General features: G+C 64.5%; 6 protein-coding genes. 4 read left to right on the top strand and 2 right to left on the bottom strand.

Annotated elements, in window-relative coordinates; genetic code table 11:
* Nucleotides 1–1411: leucyl aminopeptidase (locus ACK5L9_RS06970; protein WP_416910744.1), on the top strand; the 1411-nt coding region annotated here is incomplete at its 5' end.
* 38 nt (nt 1412–1449) lie between these two features.
* A complete protein-coding gene (locus tag ACK5L9_RS06975; RefSeq protein ID WP_416910745.1) occupies nt 1450–1899 on the top strand; it encodes a DNA polymerase III subunit chi in 450 nt (149 codons plus the stop codon).
* A 10-nt stretch (nt 1900–1909) separates the two neighbouring features.
* Here ACK5L9_RS06975 and ychF read toward each other — a convergent pair whose 3' ends face one another.
* Nucleotides 1910–3007: a redox-regulated ATPase YchF gene (ychF, locus tag ACK5L9_RS06980; protein ID WP_416910746.1), complete on the bottom strand. Its 1098-nt coding sequence runs from the start codon at nt 3005–3007 to the stop codon at nt 1910–1912.
* 210 nt (nt 3008–3217) lie between these two features.
* Between ychF and ACK5L9_RS06985 the strand changes: the two genes are divergently transcribed.
* Nucleotides 3218–3757 (top strand): hypothetical protein, encoded by a 540-nt coding sequence (locus ACK5L9_RS06985; RefSeq protein WP_416910747.1) that lies wholly within the window; start codon nt 3218–3220, stop codon nt 3755–3757.
* Nucleotides 3758–3970: 213 nt separating this feature from the next.
* Nucleotides 3971–4474, top strand: coding sequence for an acyloxyacyl hydrolase (locus ACK5L9_RS06990; RefSeq protein ID WP_416910748.1), 504 nt, complete (start codon nt 3971–3973; stop codon nt 4472–4474).
* A gap of 95 nt (nt 4475–4569) precedes the next feature.
* Here ACK5L9_RS06990 and ACK5L9_RS06995 read toward each other — a convergent pair.
* Nucleotides 4570–4649 (bottom strand): VPLPA-CTERM sorting domain-containing protein (locus tag ACK5L9_RS06995; RefSeq protein WP_416910749.1); only part of this gene is annotated, 80 nt, incomplete at its 5' end.

A 4649-nucleotide genomic window follows, 5' to 3' on the forward strand; every position in this document is an offset into this window, starting at 1 on the left:
CGCGCTGATCGTCGCCTCGCAGGGCCGCTTGCCAGCCGGTCTGCCTCGCGCCGCACGCGAGGCGGCGCAGCGCGCGCTGGAATCCGGGGCAGGCAAGGGGCTGAAACCCGGCGAGGCGCTGGAACTGGCCTTTCCGGCGGGTATGGCCGCCGAGGCGCTGCACCTGATTGCCCTGCCCGCCAATGCCACCGTGGCCGAGGCACGCAAGGCGGGTGCGGCCATCGGTGCAAGGCTGGGCAAGGTTCATACGCTGGTTCTGGCCGGTGTGCATAAGCGCGCCGATCAGATCGCCCTTGGCCTCGCGCTGCGCGGCTATGATTTTTCGGCCTACAAGACCGCCCCTGAGGCGAAGGATGGCGACGAGGGCGCGGAAAAGCCGCGGGTCAGCTTTATGGTCAAGGATCCGCAGGCTGTCGCCAAGGCCGCGCAGGATGGCGCGGCGCTGGCCGAGGCGGTGTTCTTTACCCGCGATCTGGTCAACGAACCCGCCAATATCCTGACCACCACCGATTTCGCCGACCGCCTGAAGGCGATGGAGGAAATCGGCCTCACCGTCGAGGTGCTTGAGGAACCCCAGCTTGCCAGGCTGGGCATGCGTGCCTTGCTGGGCGTTGGGCAGGGCAGCGAAAGCCCCTCGAAGGTGGTGGTGATGCGCTGGAACGGCGGCGGGGACGAGGCGCCGCTGGCGCTGGTCGGCAAGGGCGTCGTGTTCGACACCGGCGGCATTTCCATCAAGCCCGCCGCCGGGATGGAGGAAATGACCATGGACATGGGCGGCGCGGGTGTCGTGGCGGGCGTGATGCGCGCGCTGGCGCTGCGCCGGGCCAAAGCGAATGTCGTGGGCCTTGTCGGTCTGGTCGAGAACATGCCCGATGGCCGCGCGCAGCGCCCCGGCGACATCGTGAAATCCATGAAGGGCGATACGATCGAGGTCATCAACACCGATGCCGAAGGGCGGCTGGTTCTGGCCGATGTGCTGTGGTACGCGCAGACCCGTTTCGAACCGGCGGCGGTGATCGATCTTGCAACGCTGACCGGTGCCGTCATCATCGCGTTGGGGCATGAAAACGCGGGCGTCTTTTCCAATGACGACAGGTTGGCAGACGGCATCCTTGCCTCGGCGCGGGCCGAGGGCGAGGGTGCGTGGCGTCTGCCCCTTGGCGCGGCCTATGACAAGCAGATCAAGTCGCGGCTGGCCGATATGAAGAACACGGGCGGCCGCCCCGCCGGCTCGATCACGGCCGCCCAGTTCCTTCAGCGGTTCATCCGCGAGGGGCAGGCATGGGCGCATATCGACATCGCGGGCGTGGCCCTGCCGCCATCGGCGACCGAATTGGCGCCCAAGGGCGCGACGGGCTGGGGCGTCATGACGCTGGACCGGCTGATCCGTGACCGGTACGAAACGAAATGAGGCGCGCGCACCGGTATCGCGCAGGCTGAGGGGGGCGAATGGGCAACGCGCTGTTCTATCACCTCACCCGCTCGCCCGCCGAGGATTTGCTGCCCGTGCTGATTGGCAAATCCCTTGCGGCGGGCTGGCGCGTAGAGCTGCGCGGCTGTGATTCCGCCCGTATGGAGTGGCTGGACGCGCAACTGTGGCTGCGTGACGATTTCCTGCCCCATGGCATCGCGGGCGGCCCTCATGACCCCCGCCAGCCGGTTCTGCTGACCCTGCCGGGCCAGCCCGCCACCAATGATGCATCCTGTCTGATGGCGCTTGACGGGGCCGAGGTGACGACCGCCGAATGCACAAAGCTTCAGCGCGCCTGCATCATCTTCGACGGCGGCAATTCCGACGCCCTCACCCGCGCCCGCGAGCAATGGAAAGCCCTGACGGGGGCGGGTATAAATGCGGAATACTGGTCAGAAGAATCAGGGCGTTGGGAACGAAAGCGATAGGCTGCGCCGGTCAGGCGTTGAACAGGAAATGCAGGACGTCGCCATCCTTGACCTCATAGGTCTTGCCCTCGACCCGCAGCTTGCCTGCCTCGCGCGCGCCCGCTTCGCCCTTGCCTGACACATAATCGACAAAGGCGATGGTTTCCGCGCGGATAAAGCCCTTTTCGAAATCGCCATGGATCTCGCCTGCCGCTTGCGGGGCCAGCGTGCCCTTGCGGATCGTCCAGGCGCGGGCCTCTTTCGGGCCGACGGTGAAATAGGTCTGCAAGCCCAGCAGGTCGTATCCCGCGCGGATCAGCCGGTCCAGCCCGGCCTCGTCCAGACCCAGCTCACCCAGGAACATCTGTTGTTCGTCGGTGGCAAGCTGACTGATCTCTTCCTCGATCTTCGCGGAAATCACCACATGACCCATGCCCTGCGCCCCGGCCATTTCGGCCACGCGCGCGGACTGGCTGTTGCCCTTTGCCGCGTTTTCCTCTTCGACATTGCAGACGAACAGAACGGGCTTTGCAGTCAGCAATTGCAGCATGTTCCACGCCTTGCGGTCGTCCTCGGCCACCTCGACCGAGCGCGCGGGCCGGCCCTGTTCCAGAACGGCCAGCGCCGCCTTCAGCAGACGTTCCTGCGCCACCGCCTCTTTGTCGCCACCCTTCAGCTTGCGCGCAAGATTGGCGAGGCGGCGTTCGATGGATTCCATGTCGGCGATCATCAGTTCGGTCTCGATCACCTCGGCATCGGCGATGGGATCGACGCGGCCCTCGACATGGGTGACATCGCCATCCTCGAAACAGCGCAGCACATGGGCAATGGCATCCACCTCGCGGATATTGGCCAGAAACTGATTGCCCAACCCCTCGCCCTTGCTGGCCCCCTTCACCAGCCCGGCGATATCGACAAAGGTGATCCGGGTAGGGATGATCTGCTTGCTGCCCGCGATTTCTGCCAGCTTGTCCAGCCGGGGATCAGGAACCGCGACCTCGCCCACATTCGGCTCGATCGTGCAAAAGGGAAAATTCGCGGCCTGCGCGGCGGCGGTTTTCGTCAGCGCGTTGAACAAGGTGGATTTGCCGACATTCGGCAGCCCCACGATTCCCATGCGAAAACCCATTATCCCACCTCGCCTTTCTTCGTTCGATGCTGGCCGCTTCTAAAGGCCCGCCCGCATCGGCGCAAGCTCCGGGCCGGGGCGCGGCGCGGACCATGCGTCATCACGTCATCGGGGGCGGCGCAGGAAATCGCCCGCCGCCGGGAACCAATCCCGGCGGGCTGTGTTGGCCACCTGCGAACGCGACACAATTTCAACCATGGAGTGCCAGTTATGTATTCGATCAAATGGACCGTCAAAGCGTTGGCCTCGGCCGCCGCCGTCGCGATGCTGGCGGGGGTCGCCTCGGCTCAGGTTCTGTCGCCCGGCACTGACAGTTTCGAGCAGGTCGGTGAAGCCGGGCCCTGGATCATCTATGCGGATGTGCAGCGCCAATCCTGCCTGGCCGAGGGGCAGGACTCGAATGGCAACGTAGTTCAGATGGGTCTGACCGCCGACCACAGCCTTGGCTATGTCGGCGTATTCACACCCGTCGATCTGGGCATCACGGCCGGTGAGCAGGACATCACCATCACCGTCAACGGCAATGCCTATTCCGGCAAGGCCATGATGCGGGAACATGGCCTCTCCGAGGGCTATCAGGGCGGCTATTTCGTCGCCAACAACCCCGATTTCGTCGCCGATATGGAGGCCGGGCAGACGATGCTGGCCTTTTCGGACACGAATGGCGAGGGTGTTGCGATCGACCTGACCGGCAGCCACGCCGCCATCGAGGCCGCCCGAGCCTGCACGGCACAACTGGCGGCGAACTGATTCGTCCGACTTTGGGGCATCGTGCCCGGTTGCGTCCGGCCCGTTCGTTCGGCAGGCCGGACGCTTGCGCTTTTCTGCCTTCCGCGCGGCGATTTTGCATCACCTGCGGGCTTTTCCATCACTTCTTGCGGTCAGCGCGCTTGCGCAACAGCGTTGCATGGCGCCAGCTTGGGGAAATACGTATGCCTATGAGTGAGTGAAGGTTATTGCGGGATGTCCAGGGCCGGAATTTCCGCCGCTGCGGTAGTGATGTTTCTGTGCGGCGGCATTGCCGCCGCGAAAGAGGTCACGCTGGGGTTGGGTCGGACGCAGTTCAGCAACAGCAAGGCAGATGACAGCGCGTTCGGAACTGTGGAATACCACCACGACCCCTTCACCTCGTGGATGGGCTTTGATCTGGGGCTGACTGCCGGGCTGTACCGCGATGGTCAAAGCAACGGCTTCATCGGTGCCGGGCTGGTTGCGACGCGCGATCTGGGCAAAGGCGGCTGGTTCGTGCAGCTTAGCGAGATGCCGGGCTATTACCACAGCAGCGACGATGCGCATGATCTGGGCCTTGCTCTGGAATTCCAAAGCCAGCTTGCCGTTGGCTATCGGCTGACCGACGGCAACGCGCTGTCGCTTGGCGTGGCGCATATGTCGAACGGTAAACTTGGCGACCGCAATCCGGGGGTGAACCTGTTGCAGATGCGCCTGCATCACCGTCTGGGGCGCTGAGGAACGAAATTGGCGCCGCCTGTGGAGAACTGTGGAAAAGCCGGTCCGATGCCGGACCGGCCTTGGCGTGGTCATGATACGCAGTGTGACCGCGTTCAGGAATTCTGCGAGGCAGAGCGGCGGCGACAAAGGCCAAGCGCACCGACCCCGGCAACCAGCAGCCAGCTTGCAGCAG

The organism is Paracoccus sp. (in: a-proteobacteria) (genome assembly GCF_047973135.1).
GTDB lineage: Bacteria > Pseudomonadota > Alphaproteobacteria > Rhodobacterales > Rhodobacteraceae > Paracoccus.

What these genes read in the sequence shown, in the direction of transcription:
- ychF (WP_416910746.1), bottom strand. Translation starts at nt 3,007, where the DNA reads ATGGGTTTTCGCATGGGAATCGTGGGGCTGCCGAATGTCGGCAAATCC.
- ACK5L9_RS06985 (WP_416910747.1), top strand. Translation starts at nt 3,218, where the DNA reads ATGTATTCGATCAAATGGACCGTCAAAGCGTTGGCCTCGGCCGCCGCC.
- ACK5L9_RS06975 (WP_416910745.1), top strand. Translation starts at nt 1,450, where the DNA reads ATGGGCAACGCGCTGTTCTATCACCTCACCCGCTCGCCCGCCGAGGAT.
- ACK5L9_RS06990 (WP_416910748.1), top strand. Translation starts at nt 3,971, where the DNA reads ATGTCCAGGGCCGGAATTTCCGCCGCTGCGGTAGTGATGTTTCTGTGC.